Origin of the sequence: Niallia sp. NCCP-28 (assembly GCF_023168165.1) — a bacterium.
Taxonomy (GTDB): domain Bacteria; phylum Bacillota; class Bacilli; order Bacillales; family Cytobacillaceae; genus Niallia.
This window is the reverse complement of record NZ_BQYJ01000001.1, coordinates 88,133-106,458: the sequence shown is the minus strand read 5'-3', so window position 1 is coordinate 106,458 and position 18,326 is coordinate 88,133. Positions and strand designations below refer to the sequence as shown.

The 18,326-nt window shown below is 31.9% G+C and carries 13 protein-coding genes and 1 pseudogene; 9 read left to right on the top strand and 5 right to left on the bottom strand.

Going from position 1 to position 18,326, the window contains the following annotated elements; all coding sequences use genetic code 11:
* Nucleotides 1-254 precede the first annotated feature (254 nt).
* Nucleotides 255-1,031, top strand: coding sequence for a CsxC family protein (locus tag NCCP28_RS00515; RefSeq protein ID WP_248559468.1), 777 nt, complete (start codon nucleotides 255-257; stop codon nucleotides 1,029-1,031).
* 50 nt (nucleotides 1,032-1,081) lie between these two features.
* Nucleotides 1,082-2,812, top strand: a complete 1,731-nt coding sequence (locus tag NCCP28_RS00510) for a hypothetical protein (RefSeq protein WP_248559467.1) — start codon at nucleotides 1,082-1,084, stop codon at nucleotides 2,810-2,812.
* A gap of 99 nt (nucleotides 2,813-2,911) precedes the next feature.
* On the opposite strand, the gene NCCP28_RS00505 is transcribed toward NCCP28_RS00510, so the two are convergent.
* Nucleotides 2,912-3,694: a CsxC family protein gene (locus NCCP28_RS00505; RefSeq protein WP_248559466.1), complete on the bottom strand. Its 783-nt coding sequence runs from the start codon at nucleotides 3,692-3,694 to the stop codon at nucleotides 2,912-2,914.
* A 292-nt stretch (nucleotides 3,695-3,986) separates the two neighbouring features.
* Between NCCP28_RS00505 and NCCP28_RS00500 the strand changes: the two genes are divergently transcribed.
* The 7 genes from NCCP28_RS00500 to NCCP28_RS00470 all read left to right on the top strand — a co-directional run bounded on the left by NCCP28_RS00500 (nucleotide 3,987) and on the right by NCCP28_RS00470 (nucleotide 14,246).
* Nucleotides 3,987-4,964: a CgeB family protein gene (locus tag NCCP28_RS00500; RefSeq protein ID WP_248559465.1), complete on the top strand. Its 978-nt coding sequence runs from the start codon at nucleotides 3,987-3,989 to the stop codon at nucleotides 4,962-4,964.
* A 915-nt stretch (nucleotides 4,965-5,879) separates the two neighbouring features.
* The gene (locus NCCP28_RS00495; protein WP_248559464.1) at nucleotides 5,880-8,471 is read left to right on the top strand and encodes a glycosyltransferase; all 2,592 of its coding nucleotides are present in this window, start codon (nucleotides 5,880-5,882) and stop codon (nucleotides 8,469-8,471) included.
* Between the two features lie 226 nt (nucleotides 8,472-8,697).
* Nucleotides 8,698-9,453 (top strand): glycosyltransferase, encoded by a 756-nt coding sequence (locus NCCP28_RS00490; protein WP_248559463.1) that lies wholly within the window; start codon nucleotides 8,698-8,700, stop codon nucleotides 9,451-9,453.
* A 127-nt stretch (nucleotides 9,454-9,580) separates the two neighbouring features.
* Nucleotides 9,581-10,321: a glycosyltransferase family 2 protein gene (locus tag NCCP28_RS00485; RefSeq protein WP_248559462.1), complete on the top strand. Its 741-nt coding sequence runs from the start codon at nucleotides 9,581-9,583 to the stop codon at nucleotides 10,319-10,321.
* 33 nt (nucleotides 10,322-10,354) lie between these two features.
* Complete coding sequence (locus NCCP28_RS00480) at nucleotides 10,355-12,505, top strand: glycosyltransferase (RefSeq protein WP_248559461.1); 2,151 nt, start codon at nucleotides 10,355-10,357, stop codon at nucleotides 12,503-12,505.
* A 178-nt stretch (nucleotides 12,506-12,683) separates the two neighbouring features.
* A complete protein-coding gene (locus NCCP28_RS00475) occupies nucleotides 12,684-13,775 on the top strand; it encodes a DegT/DnrJ/EryC1/StrS family aminotransferase (protein ID WP_248559460.1) in 1,092 nt (363 codons plus the stop codon).
* A gap of 48 nt (nucleotides 13,776-13,823) precedes the next feature.
* Nucleotides 13,824-14,246 carry a sugar 3,4-ketoisomerase gene (locus NCCP28_RS00470; protein ID WP_248559459.1) on the top strand — a complete coding sequence of 141 codons (423 nt, stop codon included), beginning with the start codon at nucleotides 13,824-13,826 and terminating at the stop codon, nucleotides 14,244-14,246.
* 473 nt (nucleotides 14,247-14,719) lie between these two features.
* Here NCCP28_RS00470 and NCCP28_RS00465 read toward each other — a convergent pair whose 3' ends face one another.
* From NCCP28_RS00465 to NCCP28_RS00450, 4 genes and pseudogenes are all read right to left on the bottom strand, one after another.
* A complete protein-coding gene (locus NCCP28_RS00465; RefSeq protein ID WP_248559458.1) occupies nucleotides 14,720-14,950 on the bottom strand; it encodes a DUF2691 family protein in 231 nt (76 codons plus the stop codon).
* Between the two features lie 166 nt (nucleotides 14,951-15,116).
* Nucleotides 15,117-15,930: pseudogene (locus NCCP28_RS23960) on the bottom strand (IS1595 family transposase); the annotation flags it as partial.
* Between the two features lie 127 nt (nucleotides 15,931-16,057).
* Nucleotides 16,058-16,645, bottom strand: a complete 588-nt coding sequence (locus tag NCCP28_RS00455; protein ID WP_248559457.1) for an acyltransferase — start codon at nucleotides 16,643-16,645, stop codon at nucleotides 16,058-16,060.
* 39 nt (nucleotides 16,646-16,684) lie between these two features.
* Entirely contained in the window at nucleotides 16,685-17,467 is a 783-nt protein-coding gene (locus NCCP28_RS00450; protein ID WP_248559456.1) for a sulfotransferase family 2 domain-containing protein, read from the bottom strand.
* Between the last annotated feature and the right edge of the window lie 859 nt (nucleotides 17,468-18,326).

Genomic DNA, 18,326 nt, shown 5'->3' with positions numbered 1-18,326 from the left:
TTCATCAGAAATCCAAGATATTGTCTTTTTTGTAATATAATCATTTTACTGATATACATATTCTGGATTATTAAAAATGACCGTATATTCGAATTAATTATTTAAAAATTTAATTTTATTATAAATTCGATATTTTTCAATCGATTATTTTGAATGAATAGAATACTAGGAAAAAATTTTAATAGTAGGCTTCTGCCCAAACATAGATATTTAACCTGCATAAGATGCATTATCTTGTTTAAGGAGGACCCAAAATGTCAGATGCAAATAAAAAAAATTATGAATGTAAAGCTTCATCAACTCAAAATGAATGTGAAAGCCATCCCCATCATCCCCATATAACACTAGGAAAAATTATTACAAAAATTCCTGTTGTTTTAGCTGAGCTTACTCTTCAGGTTAATCTGGATGCTTTTATTGATTTTCCGGAACCTGTATTAGAAATAAAAGATGTGAAAAAACATATAAAATTAACTCAATGTAGGTTGCTGTTGCCGACAAATAAATTATTTGTAAAAGGATATGTGCGAAAAAATATCCAATATGCGAGTCCTAGTAAAGAAATTGATCAAAGCACAGCTAGATCTGTTGCATCAGATTTACATTCATTCACAGTAGATGTGCCATTTCAATGTGTAACCGAGATTAAACATTTCTTAACAGCTCCAGTTTTGCCTGAAGTTAACAAACGCAGTGAATTTGACTTCTTAGTTTCCAAACCATTGCCTACGGGTTTTCCTGAAAAAGATGAATTTCAATCTAGTGACCTTTCACAGTTTCACCAAGAAAGTACCCAACATTATAATGAACTTCCATTCTGTGAACTCATTTCTAGCAAAATTATTGAGTGGGATGAAGCAGTAGATAGAGAGCATCTTCCAAATGGCGGTCCATTAGGAGAAGGGTTCTTTACAAAGATTGAGGAAAAAATGGTAGTTGATATCACCTTAAAAGTACTTCAAAATCAACAGATTCGTGTTTCCTCCACTACCAATGATGCTCATCATTGTGATTGTGATGAATGCAGCTAAAAAAGTATAGAACCCAATAAATTTAGGTGCGAGGAGGAGGGTTGGGATGAATGCTTAATAAAAAGACAAATAAAACGAGTAAACCTTCTGAAGATATGAATCGATTTCATCCAAAGTTAGATATAATAGATATGGATCAAACGAATTACGTGAAAGGCCAGACTGCATCACTTGATTTTCCAAATAGGAAGCAAGGAGAAAGTCTTGCTGAAAACAATAAAATAGAACATCTGGATAAAAAAGATAATGAATATTTAGATGTGAAAGGACAAAGTAATTCAATATCTGGCCAAAAGAAGATAAAGGAAAATATTCCGAAGCCATTCCTTCTTCCTCCACCAAAAATAGAGGGAAAACACTTTCATTCAATAAATTTGATTCAAGAGGAAGGGGAAGAAGTGCTCAAAGATGAATTAATGGAGTCGTCTGATAATAATGATGAAAATTTGGAAGAAGAGCTGAAATTAAAGGATAAGGAATCGTTAGTGGACGAATTTCCATCTAGTCAGGAAAAGTCTCTAAATTCAATAGAAGAAGCGATATTAATTATGCTCGAAGAGCTTTTATCTATGGAAGATGAAAGTCCGCTCCTGATAGAAAAAATATCGTCTGATAAGGAGAACGAATTGCGGGAAGAACTTTTATCTGTGGAGAATGGAAGTTCGCTCCCGATAGAGAAAATATCTTCTGAGAAGGAAAACGAATTGCGGGAAGAGCTTTTATCGATGGAGAATGAAAGTCCGCTTCTGATAGAGAAAATATCTTCTAAGAAGGAAAAAAATTCGAAAATCGAAGAGTTCAAACATGTATACGATGATGGAGAGAATGATTTGTTCTCTTTGATGAAGGAATCGCTTTTAGAACAACTTTCTGATAATAGTGTACAGATGGAAGAACCATTGTCAGATAAAGAGGTTCTACTTTCTTCTGACAGCAATAATTCTAGTCAAGATGCATCTATGCCAGAGGAGTCTTCCAATCAACTAGAAGAGGATGAATTTATAAGCAATTGGAATTCAGACAGTATGCTCTCATTAGAAGAAGAGATATATTCTCTGTTAGAAGGGGAATTAGATGAACAAATTGATACATCAAGTACCAAAGAACAACATCTACTTTCATCATCACCAGAAGAATCCTCTGCCGTATATGATGAATTGGAAGATCATTTTGTCGATGAAATGAAAAAAAAACATACGGAACATGCTAATCAGCCGCAGAAATCTCAAGATGATGGATTTTTTGGGGATAAGCCGGTTCCAGTTGTAAAATATCCTATATTGCTTGCAAGATTAAATATAGAAATTAATATTTTGGATGCGTTTGATTGGATATGGCCAATGGACAATGTGGAAAATATCAAATGGTCTATACAAAATTTTGAATGTTTTGCAGCACTGCCTTCAAACACTATCTTTTTTAAAGGAACGCTTCTGGCTAGTATTGAATATGTGAATCAGCACCCTAATCAAACACTTCATACTATAAAGCTGCCATTACATGTGGAAAAAGTAGTAAAGGCAAATTGGCTGTATCCTCCTTTAGTACCAAGCAGCAGTCAGAGGGAATTTATGTTCCAATCCTTTTATAGCGATGTGCCTACCTTCCATTTGGAAGCAGATCAAACATTTGCGGATCCTGTCGAAAGCAGCTTAATTAGCATGAATATTATTTGTCATCATGATTTAGAATCGCACGAGGATGCAAAAAAGCTTCACATCCAAGGAAGAGCACTTATATCCATTGATTTGCTGCAAGAGCAGTATGTGGAGTTTAATTAAGTAGATTGCTAATTTTTTATTTGTTGAGAGTTGTTTTGAATTAATCAATAGTCAAATAAAGGGTGCCTCTTTTTGGAGGCACCCTTTATTTGTTTAGTATTAGCCAATCATGCCACGGAAGAAGTCAGCAATTGTCCCATTAGAAGTTGTTGAAAATGTTGGGCGTGGAAAACCTGATGGAGATGGGATTGGATCAGGAGTTTGTTGTTTTTGATATAATTTAAGTGCTACTACTACATCCATTTTTTCTGTAATTTTATCAAATCTTCCCCAATTATCATGATTTGTAAAGAAGTCCCACTCATTAATAGCAGTTGCTAATAATTTGCATTGAACTGGTTCTGTAAATACTTCAAATGTTAAAGAGCCTGCTAGGCAAGGGTCAGCACCCATACCGTCTTTAGCAATTTCTCTTCTTTCAAATGTGCTGCTGTTTTTGCTGCTGAATTCACCAAGTGGGAATTCTACAGGTCTTTCTAGCTCTACCAATTGGAAAAATCTAAAAGGTACGTTTACTGCGTAATCTTTTAGTACTCCATAACAGTCTTCCACATATTGAATGTTTTTATGAACATATCCTTCCACCATTAACTTTACAGACATTCCTGTTGGGTCTAGAGAATTTGGCAATGCTTTACATTGTGTTAAACGAATATTTTTTCGAATGTTTTTAACTTCTCTTGCATATGAAGGAAGTTTAATATCAGCCTCTACTTGTGTTTGTAATAAAACATCAGCCAATACTGCTGTAATTTCTTCAGTGCCAGATACTTCAAATGGTGTTACATTTGTACTGCCGACTGTTGATTTTACTTTGTCACAAGACAACCCTTGTGGACAATCATGATGATCGTTGCAACCGCAACCTGTATTTTTTTTCATACATTTCACTCCTATAAATTTTTTATATTCCAAAGAATCAAAAGCTTATAACTGTTTTTTAGTTAGCGACCTTTGTCTTTAGTTATACTTAAATATATGTTTTATTGTCCTTTATGCTTGGACTAGTTTCTCAATTTTATTTGATATTTGTTTTTTATTAAAAGTTAATTTGTTATCACACTGTTTGCGGATATTCATAAAATGGATAAGTAGCAAGCTTCAAAACAAAGCAATAGATAACTTTTGTTTTGATATCGGAAGCATTCCATTATTAATTTTAGGAGTCGTTCAAATGAAGATTTTATTTATTTCTTCCGGATATAAAGGGATTTATGAATGGTTTGAATCATGCATTCAAAAAGAGTTGAAAATCATAGGACAAGATGTAGAATTTTTTCCAGTAGAAAAGGAAATGTCAGATTTTCAATCGCTAATAGCAAAATTTAATCCAGATATCGCATTAACACTAGTAGGATTTTATCTGCCTGCTGATATGCTGCGATATTTAAAGCAGCGAGGGGTTAAAACAGCGGTGTGGTTGACGGAAGATCCTTATTATATGGATCTTACTTCATCGCTAGCAAAAGATTTTGATTATGTTTTCACCATCGATTCTGCCGCTCTAGAATATTATCAAAAAAATGGACATCAAAAAGCCTATCATCTCTCGCTAGCCACAGATTCTCATTTATTTGCACCGAAGCAAGCAGGCGAAAAATACCAGAGTGACATCTGTTTGGTTGGATATCCTTATCCGGATCGAATTAGATGTATTCAGCTTCTAGCGCACTATACGCCTTTTCACATTCAAGTAGTGGGACCATGGAAACATTTGCTGCGGAAATTCAGACGCTACCAGAATATATCCATTAATTATGATTGGGTGGATCCATCCATTGTCGCCAATTACTATAATGGTGCCAAAATTGTATTAAATACACATCGCCCAGCAAATCAACGGCATAATGAAAATAAACTAGGGATTGTCGGCAAAAGCATCAATAATCGCACATTTGATGTTGCTGCCTGTGCTGCATTTCAATTGATTGAATTTAAAGAGGATTTGCCAACACATTTTATAGAACAGAAAGAAATCGTTTCATTTAGAAGCGAGGAAGAACTTATTGAAAAAGCAAAATACTATCTCCAAGCAGAGGAAGAAAGAAGGGGAATTGCTAAAAGGGGGAGGGAAAGAGTAGAGAAGGAGCATACTTTTTTTCATCGTGTAGAGGAGATGGTATCTATAATAAATGATGGAGAATCCATATAAGGTATCTTATTTAGCAAGTATTTTTTATTACTAATACCTCTTGCTAATAAGACTAGGCTATTGGCAATTTAAAGCAATAATAAAAAGTTTTGAAGTATGATAATTATCCTTGTTTTTTAGCACACATTAATGGGGTTTTGACCCTGATCTAAGGGATGATAAGAGAAAATGAGAAATCTAGGTGGGTAGAAACTTGTAGAATAAAAGCCTGATTGAAGTTCTGTTTTTATTGTAAAAAAATGGTAAATTAATCCTTGTTTTTAAAGGTAATGAAGTAATTCTCCATTCAATAATGAATCCGTATTTTCTTCCTCTTATTAATTTTTTTAACTCAGAAAGAAATCTTAGTGTGTTCCAATTAGTAATCTTCTCTTAGTCATTTTGCTTAAAAAAATATAGTGAAGAGATCTAAGTACCAATTCAAAAGACACGCCATATACTATACAAAACATTTATGTTTTTTCACATCTTTGTTTGTTGTATTTAATGTGAGTTGTTTTCCGTAATAAACTGGTGAATGTATGGAGTAAGAGATATTTGTTATTAAGCCATATAGATTTTCAGATATGAATCAATAGATTTTGCCTACCTAATCATTTATTCACTAGATCACTTTATTAGGAGCAGAGTAAAAATATATATTGAGAGAGTTTTAACAAAGAAACAGACGAACCTAGTTTTGGATAAGTATCTGTTTCTTCATCAAGAACACGTATGAACCATTTTTATTTAGGTTGCTTCTTTAAAAGAGAAGGATTTAACCAATATTTAAATTGTATAATACCTAGTTTATAAATATTAACAAACGAAGTAGTCACTAAATTTGGCCAAGTTTTATGATAATTCAATTTAATGAAGATTATTCTTAAAGCAATAGCATAAGGGAATGATTTTTAATAATAAGGTGATGAAGAAATGAAATTTAATGGTCAGGAAAATTTTGTACTTGAACCACTAATGTTGGACATTAGAAATAATTTCACTTATGAATTTTGGGTGAAACCAGAAGCGACACATCAAATTGATAAAGAATCAATTAGAGGTGCCTCGGGTATGTTTGGTAAAAGATATGTGATTGGTGCAAGTCATGGAGGTCAATTTGGATTTGCAGGAATAGGAGTATCAGTTGGCACTAATGGAATTTCTGTTTATGAACATACAATAAATCATTTACCTGCTACTTTAGTATATCAAGCAAATCTAACGGACTGGACTCATATTGCAATTGTTTATTTTAATAAAACTCCGTTTCTTTATATTAATGGTGAGTTTAAAAAAAGAGGGTTAAGAAGTTTAACAAGCAATGTATTTGCATCTGGAATATTAGGAGGACTTGAGTCATATGGGAATTTTGTTGGAGAAATACGAGAATTAAGAATATGGGATCATGTAAGGTCTAAATCACAATTAAAAGGAAATATGAATAGTTCCCTTACAGGTAAGGAAACTGGGTTATACAGATATATTCATTTAACAAATAATAGTACTATAAAATGGGATTATATGTATAAAAAACTGTCAAATAAATCCGAAAGACAAAATTTTGAAAATAATAGTAGAGAATTATATGATGCTCCACGTTTAATTTTTCCTAAAGCAAGTGAAGCTCCACTCGTTTCAATTATTATACCTGTTTATAATAATTGGAAATTTACAATGAGATGTTTAGTTTCCATCATAAAAAATACAAAAGATATTGATTATGAAGTGATTATTGCCGATGATGTTTCCGATGACGAAACAGTTCAGATTAAGGAATATGCCAAAAATATTCTTGTTATTAGAGATGAGATAAAAAGAGGATTTCTTCTAAACAGTAATAATGCTGCAAGATTTGCAAAAGGTAAATATTTAGTTTTCTTAAATAATGATACAGAGGTTCAAGGTGATTGGCTGAAATATCTCCTGAAACTAATAGAGAATGATCAAAGTGTTGGAATGGTTGGTTCAAAATTAATTTATCCAAATGGAAATCTACAAGAAGCTGGAGGTATTATTTGGAAAGATGCTAGCGGATGGAATTATGGGCGCAATGATGATCCTGAAAAACCTGAATTTAATTATGTAAAAGAAGTTGATTATATTTCTGGAGCAAGCATAATGATTCGTTCCTCGCTGTGGTCGCAAATTGGAGGATTTGATAGAATGTTTTCTCCTGCATATTTTGAAGATACTGATCTTGCGTTTGCAGTAAGAAGGTTAGGGTTTAAAGTAATGTTTCAACCAAAGTCTGTTGTTGTTCATCATGAAGGCATTTCCCACGGCACCGAGATAGAATCAGGAATTAAAAGATATCAAACGTTAAACCAACAAAAATTTTTATGGAAATGGAGGAGAGAGCTAGAGAAAGAACATTTTCCTAATGCTGAAAATGTGTTTCAAGCAAGGGATCGAAGCAGCAAGAAAAAAACGATGCTTGTTATTGATCATTATGTGCCGCATTTTGATAAAGATGCAGGCAGTAGATCAATATACCACTATTTAAAGCTATTCAAAGAAATGGGATTAAACGTTAAATTTATTGGAGATAACTTTTATAGACATGAACCATATACAACAGAATTACAACAGTTAGGCATAGAGGTGCTGTACGGTAACTGGTATCAACAAAATATACAAAATTGGATAAAAGAAAGCAGTAAAAATATTGACTATATTTTCTTGAATCGTCCACATATTTCCATTAAGTATATTGACTTTTTAAAGAAATATACGGATGCAAAGATTTTATACTATGGACATGATCTACACTATTTAAGAAATTTAAGAGAGTATAATCTTTTTCATAGAGCATCATTGTTGAGAGAATCGAATAAATGGAAAAAAATCGAATACGAAATTATGAAAAAAGCAGATGTAGTTTACTATCTTTCACAAATAGAAGTTAATGAGATAAAAAAATTAGATACGTCCATTAATGCAAAAACAATGCCAATATATATATTCGATGAATATATTAAAAAAGAAAAGGAATCGTTTTTAAATAAATCGGATCTATTATTTGTAGGAGGTTTTAACCATAGTCCAAATGTAGATGGAGTATTATGGTTTGTTAAGGAGATATATCCGAAAATTGTAAAAAAGATACCAGATATTAAGTTTTATATAGTCGGTTCTAATCCGCCAGATAACATAAAGGAACTTCAATCCAAAAATATTATTGTTACTGACTATGTGTCCGATCAGCAATTAAAACAGTATTATAAATCATGTCGTCTTGCAGTTGTACCTCTTAGATATGGTGCTGGCGTGAAAGGAAAGGTTCTTGAGGCAATGTCAAATCAAGTTCCTGTAGTAACCACTTCCATAGGAGCAGAAGGCTATAATAATGCAGAAAATATCTTAACAGTATCTGATACTCCAGATGATTTTGCCAAGAAAGTAATTTCCCTCTATTACAATGAAACTTTATTAGATCAATTGTCACGTTTTTCCTTTGATTATGTAAAAGAATATTTCTCAAAAGAAAAAGCCCTCAGTATTATTTCACAAGATATTCAACCTTAAAAGAGCGAGATTTTATCTATAGCAATTCATGATAGTTTTGATGTTTGCTGCAATGTTAATCCTGCTCAATTACTTTTGTGTAAGGAACATCTATTAAGAAGAAAATATAAAACGAGTAGAAGGCAAGTGGCAGTAAAGAGTTTATGAAAATAATAAAGCTACTGTTAAATCTAAGATTAATGCATGAGAAGTAATGTCAAAAAATTATATGAGAGAAAGGAAATAGATGATGAGCCTATCAGTTATTTTACCAGTTCTAAATGAAGAGTTTTTTTTACCTCTATATTTAGAAAGTGTATCAGAGTTTGCTGACGAAGTAGTCATACTTGATGGAGGAAGCACAGATAAAAGTTTGGAAATAATCAGGGATTATCAACAAAAAATGAATATTGTATTATTCGAAAAAAAACAAAATGGACTACCTTATACAGATGATTGGAACGAATCAGCAGCAAGAAATTTTCTGTTGGACCAAGCAAAAGGAAAATGGATTGCTGCGATCGATGCAGATGAAATATTTGACGATAGAATCAGAACTATTCTACCAGGGTTAATGAAGAAAAGGAATATAAACATTTTGGAATTCCCATTTATTGATTTTTGGAAAGACCCTTGGACTATCCGCACTAATGTAATCAATGATGCCCACTGGTCAAATAGTAAAATTAGAATATGGAGAAACCATATTGGAATTCGATATCAAGAGCAAAAGCATCACTGCGGATTAGAGTTGAATGGCAGAAGCATATTTGATTATCCTCGACACTATGTGAAAGAAGTAACCCTACATCATTATCATTATGCTTTAGGAAAGGGGATTAAGTTTAACGATAATCGCAGATATGATGTTGGAATGCTAGATAATACAGGTCAGCCAAATTGGAATATAACAAAACATGATCTATATGAAATCCGAACAGAAGCATATACTGGAGGACATCCTAAAGTTGTGCAAAAGTATTTGGCAGATCAAAAAATTTAACACGTGAAAAAATGATTTGAATTTTTGTGGGAAAAGCTAGTATAGTAGATTTTCCCTATTTATCTATACTTTTTCTTTGAAAAATATGTATTCTTTTAAAAAAATATTTGAAGGAGGTTTAATCATTATGCACCTAGACATTATTATAGTCACTTATAATTCAGAAAGATTTATTAAAGATTGTTTAGAATCCATTATGAATTATACACCTGTATCAAAATCTATTTATATTGTAGATAACGGAAGTGTAGATGGAACTTTACCGTATTTAAAATCAATTAATGATATTTATATATTGGAAAATAAGGGGAATTTGGGATACTCTGCTGCCGTAAATAGAGGAATAAGGGCTGGAACTGGAGATATCATCGCCATTTTTAATGCAGACACAAGAGTAACAGAAGGTTGGTTAGAACCGCTTATTCAGTGTTTGTATTCAGATCCAAAAGTAGCAGTTGTTGGTCCAAAAATGATTAATAGCAATAATCAAATCGTTGCATGTGGGACTAGTTGGGATTGGTCCATGCCAGGATTTATGGACGAGAACAGAGTAGGATTATTAGATGAACAAAGAGATTGTTTAGTTGTCAATGGAGCTTGTTTTTTAATAAAAAGGGAAAATATACCAATTTTAGGATTGTTAGATGAAAATTATTTCTTTTATTTTGAAGAAACAGATTATTGTTTTAATGCTAATTCTCTTGGATATCGAGTAGTTTTTTGTCCGAAAAGTTTAATTTATCATGAACATGATTTTAGCTCACGAAATAAACCACATCAGGTTCAGTTTTGGGCTGAAAGTGAAAAGTTTTTTAATAGTAAATGGAGGTATGATCCATTTTCGAGAACCATTTATAAAAAGTTTTAGCTATTGCAGAAAATGCTTGAAGGAGGGATTTGATTGAACAATAAAAAAATTTGCTTTATTTATTGTATTAATAACGATGATCTTTTACAAAAATCTCTTAAGACAGTTGAAAAGCTGAAGGTACCGCAAGGCTTTCAAATCGAGCATGTTTTTATGAAAGATGCTTCAAGTATGACCTCGGGGTATAACGCGGCTATGAAGAAAACAGATGCGAAATATAAAGTTTACTTGCACCAAGATGTAATTTTCCTGAATTCTGACGTTTTATTAAATATAGTGTCTATATTTAATAAATATCCAAAGTTAGGAATGCTGGGGGTAGTAGGAACAAAAACGCTGCCTGAAGATGCTATTTGGTGGAATGGAGAATGTAGATTTGGAAAAGTGTATCAAAGCAGTCAGGGGACAATGGGGTTATTAAGTTTTGATAAAGTTAACAGTGATTATCAGAGTGTTCAAGCAATAGATGGTTTAATTATGATTACCCAATATGATATTTCTTGGAGAGAAGATCTATTTACTGCTTGGCACTATTATGATATTTCTCAATGTTTTGAATTTATAAAGGCTGGATATGAAGTAGGAATCCCGCATCAGGATAAACCATGGGTGGAACATGACTGTGGAATTGTTAGTATGGAAGGATTTCATAAATATAGAAAGATTTTTATCCAACATTATCAAAAGGGAAATAAACAGAAGAAGCAAATGGAGAAAAATAAAGAATTATTCGAAGATATTTATTCAAAATTGAAACAAGTACATCCAAATGACTATGAAAATAAGATGAACTATGCAAAATTAGTCAGTACATCTGGTTGGCTGTCTCATCCGGGCACATATGTTCATTTGGGTACAGAGCAGGAATTGCACAATATCGCCATCGATGTAAAATATGACCTTGCTTTATTTTCTAATATAACTATACCCAAATCTAAGAATGGATCTACGCATTTTTTGCATGTTCTTACTACAGCGTATACAACTGGCGGTCATACCCGTCTTGTTGAAAGATGGATAAATAACCGAATAAATTATCATGAAGTGCATTCTGTCATATTAATTGATCAAGGATATACAGAAGTTCCAGAATGGCTACAGCAAGCAGCTCAAAAAACAGGTGGATCGTTTATTCAATTGCCGCTAGATTTAAATTTGGTGCAGCGTTCTCTATATTTGCGTGAAATAGCTAAGCATTATGCTGATTATGTGATCTTGCACATACATCCTAATGATCCAACTGCTTCCGTTGCATTTGGTAAACCTGGGGGACCGCCTGTTGTATATCTTAATCATGCAGATGAAGCATTTTGGTTAGGGGCAGGAATTTCTGATATAGTGGCAGATCTTAGGAAAGCAGGTAAAGATTGTTCTTTATTATGGAGACATGTACGAGAATCTGACATTTTGCCAATTCCGCTAATATCTAAACAAAAAAACGTAAACATCAACTATAGAGAAAAATATGGTATTTCCAATGATACTATTGTTTTATTAACAATTGCAAGTCCCCATAAATTTGTCCCATTTGAAAACCTCCATTATAAAGAAGCTATGATAAAAATCCTTAATAAGTGCAAAAATGCTGTTTTATTTGTGGTAGGTCCCGACCAAACAGATGCAATGTGGCAGGACGCAATGGATAAAAGCAGTCAAATTAAATTAATTAAAACTACAAAAAACATTGAGGAGTTTTATTGTTTAGGAGATATATATGTTGAAAGTTTTCCCATAGCCTCACTTACTTCAGAGCTAGATGCAGCACTATATGGATTGCCAGTTGTTAGATCTCCTCATCCCATAGCCCCATTACTTACCATCGATCATTATCCTGGAATGAATGAATCCCATTCTACATTAAATAGCTATATAGAATATCTAGTGAAATTGATAAATGATAAAGAATATCGTTTATCATGTGGAGAAAAACAAAGGCAAGAGGTGGAAAAAAAACATGTGGGTGAAGGGTGGAACCAATGTTTAGATTCATTATTAAAAAAATTACCCCCATACCACAATGTTGGGTATTCAAATTCTTATCCAAACGAGGAAGAAAGAAAAAAGTTATTTCGATATGAAGAAATAAGAGCAGAAATGCAACTATTAAATGGAATGTCCAATATTGCAAATCATATTTTCAGTCATTACCCTCATTTGCTAAAAGATATATATATACCTAAGTAGATTTTAATATAGAGAATGTAATACTACATTATGCTAACAGTTTTACAAGCATATTAATTTTAGGAACTTATTGGAGAAAACTTGAAGAAATATCTAATTGTAATAAACATAACTATGCATATTGTTCTGGTATAAAAAGTCTTCGCCAAAAATTTATTATGTACGAGGTGTTTAAACGATGATTCCCTTTCTGGATTTAAAGGGCATAAATCAACAGTATTCTCAGGAGATAAACGAAGCAATAAGACGTGTAGTGGATAGTGGATGGTATATTCTTGGTAACGAACTTGAATGTTTTGAAAAAGAATTTGCTCAATATTGTGGTACAAGTCATGCAATTGGAGTAGGAAATGGTTTAGATGCTTTGACCCTGATTTTAAAAGCCTATGGAATAGGAGAAAAAGATGAAGTAATAGTTCCTGCCAACACATATATTGCGACTATTTTAGCCATTTCAGCTAATCATGCCATCCCTGTTTTGGTAGAGCCTGATATAAATTCCTATAATATTGATCCGCAAAAAATTGAACAAAAAATTACAAAAAGAACAAAGGCAATTATGGCCGTTCATCTTTATGGACAAAGTGCAAACATGGATGCTATATCGTCTATAGCAAATAAATATGGTCTTAAAATTATCGAAGATTCCGCACAGGCACACGGTGCATTGTATAAAGGAAAAAAAACAGGAAATTTAGGTGATGCAGCTGGTTTTAGTTTTTACCCAGGGAAAAACTTAGGAGCCCTTGGAGATGGAGGAGCCATTACAACCAATGATGACATAATTGCAGACAAGTTAAGAGCATGGAGAAATTATGGTTCATATCAAAAATATAAAAATCTATTTAAAGGGGTTAACAGCCGTTTAGATGAAATACAAGCTGCTATTCTGAGGGTCAAGCTTAAGTATTTAGATGCAGAAAATGAAAAACGCCGCAAAATTGCAGAATATTATTATGAAAATATTTGTAATAGTAAACTAATTTTGCCGGGCGTTGAAAATAAAGATCGCTTTTCTCATGTATGGCATTTATTTGTTGTTAGGGTAAATGACAGAGAAGATTTCCAACAATATTTGCATAAAAATGGTATTCAAACGGTTATTCATTATCCTGTTCCTCCACATAAGCAAAAAGCGTATGAAGAATGGAATAATAAGTGTTTAAATATTGCAGAACATATTCATGATACAGTTATTAGTTTACCTATCTCCCCTAATTTAGCCTATAAGGATGTTGAGAAAGTTATAGAGGTTATAAATAAGTATTAAAAATTAAAATTTTTGTGAATAAATTTTATAAAAAGAGAGTGGAATTATATGGAGATAATAACGCTGGATTTTAATATAAAAGGTGATGATAGAGGTTCACTTATTGCACTTGAGCAAAATAAAAATATTCCATTTAACATTAAAAGGGTATATTATCTTTTTGATACAAAAAGTGGAGTAAGAAGAGGGTTTCATGCACATCACGATTTAGAACAAGTTTTAATAGTAGTAAGAGGAAGCTGCAAAATTCATTTAGATGACCTCTATCAAACTAGAGAAATTTTATTAGATAATCCCCAAAAGGGTCTTTATATAGGACCGTTAATGTGGCATGAGATGTATGATTTTTCCGATGATTGTGTGCTTCTAGTTTTAGCGAGTTATTATTATCTGGAAGAAGATTATATTAGAAACTATGATCAATTTTCTGAGATAGTTTCTCAACATAAAAAAAGGAATGTTGGGAAATGAAAGTTAATCTTATTTTTGAAATTCTAACTAGTATGGTGAACGTTAGTCAAATAAGATAAAATAAAACTGATAGAATAATAAACTGTAATTCTTTTTAATCATTTTAGCGGAATTTTAAAATGATGTAATGCAAGTTTTTATGGAACTCAGGCTGTCGACAAATACTCGCTTTCTTTATTGTTTGCCTTGCTCGGATGCCCGTTACCTACCTGGGTAAATCCGCTCCTCCCATGGCCTCACGCCTCCAAAGACAAAAGTCGATCAGCCTGAAAAGTTAGTGAAATAAGCTTTGTCTACACTCTGAGACCTTCAAATTATGAAGGTCTTTCTATGCTTGTATTAAAAAGATAATCTTGTTCTTGTATCATTTTCATTGGCAATATATTAAACATCTTCAATTCCACAATCTTGTATGTTCTTGTAAAGAAGTTTGAGTTTCTCGTTATCCATGCAGTAGATACTTGCATAACAATTTATCCACTACTAATAAAACAAGTTCGCAATCTTTCCTTTGGATATGCCTGCAAGTCAGCAAAGATAATATAATAGATGTTATTTTCTGCCGATTTTTCGAGTGCAGTTCCTTCTATCACCTTTTCATCTGTTGGGAAAAGCTCTTCATCCCATTCGTCATTAATCATTCTATAGGACTCTCCGTTGCTGATTCTCCAACTAAGAATAGGAATATCAATCCGCTTTAGCACACCACCAATAAAGTTTCCGTATTCATTTAGTATTTTAAAACTGAGTCATCACTTTATAAAAAATTACTTCCCCACATTATAGGATTCAACTTTTAATATGACTTAATAGTTAAGTGGATTTTGTTGTCATTAGACTTTTGTATGTATCAATAATTAAGAATAATCAGCTTTTTAGAATCATTTTACTCATGTCCTCGTTATCACTACGCTGTTTAACTGCATCTAAAAAATGAAATAATTTAAATAAAGGCCGAGGAATTTTGTCACTAAACCGATGAATCGCTGTATCTAGCCCTTTAATCCGCTGTGATAGTTAGTTATTGATATTTTGTGTAGAATTTGCCTATTTGACACGCGATATATCATCAGATTTAAAAATTTGTTTCTAGCATAGGTGGAAAATCCTATTAATCATTAATACAAAGCGTGTTGTTTAATAATAATTTAGAACTGATAGTCTTATCTAACCGGATTTTTACAATGCTTCCCTGACTGAGAACTTAGGGTAAGAAGATTTTTGACAACCTCTAGCATTAAAACATATACTTGTTCGAGACTAATTCCACGAAATTTTGATGTGCAGCCACGTTTGCGTTCTTGAATGTTTTTTTGGAGAATATTATAGAAAACATTGTTTATCCATTTTTATAATTCCTACAAATGCTTCAAAGTTCCTTTGTTTTAGATCAGCTAATTAATAGAAGAATTGAATGAAGGCTAAGCATTTATCAGGTTTACGAGTAAGGTATAGAGGAGTAGCGGTTATATCAGTAAAAGTCTTTTTTCAACTTTTAAAAAGATAACGTTGATGTTCTATTGCTTTGACATCCATCTGTACACAAGTAGTATAACTAGCTTTATTTCTACATGGATTCACTTGCTAAAAATGATGCAAGGGAATGGAGGGAAAATGCTTTCAAACGATGTTGTTTTGCTGGTTTTAATTTTTTTATTTCTGCTATCAGTTCCCTTAACATCATCATAATATTTCTGCCAAATATCAACAGAAATATCTAGCATAACCTTAAAAGTTTAATAGACTTTTTAAGGTTATCGCTTGCTATAAAGTATAGAATTGCTTCATTGCCAGAATTTGATTTAAAAATATTAATTTAGCTCTACGACTATATCATTCCTTTTTTTATATGTTCTTTTACAATTGTTGCATTGCGCTAATTCGTTTGAAAAATATAATTTCTCTGTACATTTACATAAATATCCTTTGATTTTTGCAGGATTTCCATATGCAATTGCATAATCAGGAATATCTTTTGTTACAACTGACCCTGCCCCTATCAGTGCATATTTTCCAATATGGTTTCCAGCAACTATCACAGAGTTTGCTCCTATACTTGCTCCTTTTTTAACGATGGTATCTACTAATTTTGGTTCATCTATTTTGGCATTACTTCGTTTACTTCGAGGAAATATGTCATTAGTAAATACTACATTTGGACCAAGAAAAACATCATCCTCAATCACAATATTATCCCATATATATATGCCAGATTTTATTGTGACATTATTTCCGATTAAAACATTGTTTTCAATAAAACAATGATCACATATATTACAGTTTGCCCCTATACTTGCTCCGTTTAATATATGAACAAAGGCCCAAATATTTGTGTCTTTCCCAATTTTATCACTTTCTACAATAGCATGAGAGTGAACAAAATAAGAGTTTGTTGTCAAAAAAGTCTCCTCCTTCTTTTATAATAATAATTTATTGCATTATAGCTTAAATTCCTTTTTGTCATATCCATATATTTCAAAATCTTCATTATAAATATCTCTAACTAGTTCTGCTGTCTCTTTATCATAAAAGCTCTTATAGTCTGGTATAAATTCTTCTAACATTTTTTTTGAAATGATAGTTTCTGCAAAGTTACCAGTAAGAGTCATTTTGGGTGCGAAATGATGATAGTGATTACTGATCTCTGAGAGAGGAGAATGCTTTAAATTATAATGTCTTTCAATTTCTCTAATTTGAGCATTAAAGTTTTCTAATTGAATATAATTTTTCACAAAAATTTCTTCATTCTTAATATATTGCCTAGCTATATGGAAATCGATTGATTCTAAATCGCAGCCTACTTTTTTAATGTAGAATAGAAATTGTTTAAACGAAATTCCATCTGTTTGATTATTAAAAAAATTTTTTATTGACTCAAATTCTTTGCGTAATGGCTCGTAGTCTTGCTGAACTGTATATAAAAATGAACTAACTGCTCTTTTATAAGGGTTGCGCACTAGTTTATAAGTTGCTATTTTTCCTTCTGAAAGTTGCTCCATTAGCTCTTTTCTATAATCAGGTTGATTCTGAAATGTAAATAAGTATTTATGAGGATCTTGTTGAATATCTTTTTGAAGTAAATCTATCTGGAAAAAGAACCATTTTAAAATGGAAGTACATCCGCTTTTAGGGCTCCAAAATAAAATTATTGGAAAATCTTTGCTGTAAACGGGGGTTTTATATTTTAATAAGTCATCAATATTCTCTGGAATACTAGTCATAAGTAATTATCCCTCCATATAATTGTATTTTTTTACTCTATTAACTTGCGTTTACTGTAAGGTTCTTTGTTTTTTAGCTTTCAAAAAACCTAATAGTAGAGTTAATTTTTTAGTATATTTGGATAAAGCATCAAGATAGTTATTTTGTTAAAATATTTAACTATTGCTTTAACTCAGTTGAACTATATTATCTGCAATAATTTTCATACCCTCCTTCCTATTAGAGACTGCTTTGGCACTTCTATTCTTCTATTCTCTCTATACAGTATGACAATTTTTTTGTAATGTTTCTTTAAATAACCTAAGATATTTAAGTAATTTTTCATTGAGAAAAATATCATGTTGAATATTGTTTTGTATTTAATTTTGATTCATTTATATGATATGAGCTATTATTAATTTATTTTTAATAAGTGCAGAGATAATGGCCCTTCCTAATTATTGTTCAATGCATATATATAATTTATAAATATAAAATAGGATTTGTGTGAAGATGAAGATGAGGTGCAAGTTATCATTTTTTTAGGATGAGCAGGGTAAATGGAAATTTTTTTAATTGATTATATGCAAAATAAAAGTACGCATGCCTTCGTTTATGAATGCAGGAATATGTGAAAGCTCCATAAGTAAAACAGTTAAGTTTTATGAAAATCAAATTTGCATTTATCTTTGTTGAAACGCTTTATAAATAGATTAAAAGGTTTTTTAAACAAGATGCTTTCGTGGAAGCAAAAATTATATGGCTTATTTAATTACCTTTTTAGATAGATTTCTAGTAAGAGGACTATTTGATGAAAACCAACTAAATGGAGTTTGTACTGCGGATGGATCACTAAAATTTTAAACTTAATTCCAACAA